This is a genomic window from Winogradskyella flava (assembly GCF_014243395.1).
Classification (GTDB): domain Bacteria; phylum Bacteroidota; class Bacteroidia; order Flavobacteriales; family Flavobacteriaceae; genus Winogradskyella; species Winogradskyella flava.
Genome location: NZ_JACLCP010000010.1, coordinates 1 through 1,688 on the forward strand (window position 1 = coordinate 1; position 1,688 = coordinate 1,688).

Below are 1,688 nucleotides of genomic sequence, written 5' to 3' on the forward strand. Positions count from 1 at the left end.
TGGGCATCTTGTGTCGATAGGTCGAACTGTACACTGTCGTTGCCAGGATCGCCATCAGTCTCCATATTGTCGTCACATTGTTCATATAGGATGAGCTCCATGTCCGCATTGGCCTGGGACGCCTCGTCCACCTGCAAGTTGAAACGCTGGGTGCTGATCGAACAACCCGTTGTGGTATCCGTTATCGTCACGATGACCTCCTGTGGGTTGCTCGTGTTAGTATATGGCAGCACCAGCGCGTTCGCGCCCGATTCGGCATCTGTTATATTATCGTGATAGGTCACTATAAAACGGTTCGGGTCCTGCCCATTAAGTACTTCTTCGTTCTTGGTCGCCAGGTCAAAGCTGTCAATGCCGTCCGTATTGAGCTCGCACTGGATAAAGTCCGTTACCGCAACGACCTCCGGTAATGGGTTCACGCGTATGGTAAAGTCCACAAGGGCGTAACAGCCCGTGATATTGTTGGTGACCCTGACATGGATCTGTTGCTCCGGTGTTGCCGCGTTCGTATAGCTCGTTGGATCACCTATTGGGTTGTCGCCCGTATCTGCATCTTCCGCTGTCTCATGGTAGGTCGTCGTGACTCCCGTCTCACCATTAAGGATGAGTATCTCGTTAGTGGTCAGGTCGAAGATCTCGATACCGTCTCCCGTATTGACCTCATCGCACAGCTCCATCTCCGGTAACTGGTCGCTCGGTGTCGGTGTCGGGACAGGGTTGACACGTATCGTAAGGGTCGTCGTGCTGTAACAGCCCGTGGCGTTGTTCTCGCCCCTGACAAATATCGTCTGTGCCGTCGCCATGTTGGTATACGGCCCTACGATGGCACCCGTGCCATTGTCGGCATCCACCTGTGTCTCATGGTAGCTTATCGTTACCCCTGGTACTCCATTAAGTATCTCGGCACTTACATCTTCTAGATCGAAAGCTTCTTCCTCATCCCCAGGGTTATCCACGTCACATAGCTCAAAGGGCATTGGCATGGCCAATACCGGTAATGGGTGCACGATCAGCTCAAGGCTCGTCAGCTTGTAACAGCCCTCGACCGTATTGCCGTCCTCAACGCGTATCCAGACCAGCTCGCCGTCCTCGACCGTGTTGGTATAGGCTCCCGGGCTGCCTATGGGATTGTTATCCATTTCAGCATCCGCTTCGCTCCTATAATAACTGATCATATATTGCGTGGCGTCAAGACCGTTCAACACCTCCGCCGCCTTGCTCGTTAGGTCGAACTCGGCAAATCCGTCCGCTGATGGATCATCGCACTCTTCCAATGGCGTGGGCTCCTCTATCTGTGGCGTCGGCTCTACGATAAGCACTAGTTCAACTATCGTGGCACAGTCCGTGGCGATCGTACTGCTCTCCACACGTGCATAGAGCGCCTGCATATTGGCCGTCGTATTGCCGTAGGCAATCGTCGTGTCAAGTGCGTCTGCATTGTTCTCCGCATTTTCCATCGTATCATGGTAGCTCACCGTGAGTCCCGGTGCGCTTCCGGTGATCTCGTTGTCAGCGTCCGCCAACATGAACATGCCCGTCCCATCGTTATCGGGATCACAGTACCTTAACGGCTGTGGCACATTGGCAACTGGTGCCTGCTCCACCACAAGTTCCAAGGTCGTCGTATCATAACAGCCCGTGACCGTGTCCTCTACTCGTACATGGACGATCTGGCCATTGCTCGTGTT

General features: G+C 53.9%; 1 pseudogene. It reads right to left on the minus strand.

Annotated features, from left to right (window positions below):
• Nucleotides 1-1,688: pseudogene (locus H7F21_RS17260) on the minus strand (hypothetical protein); the annotation flags it as partial.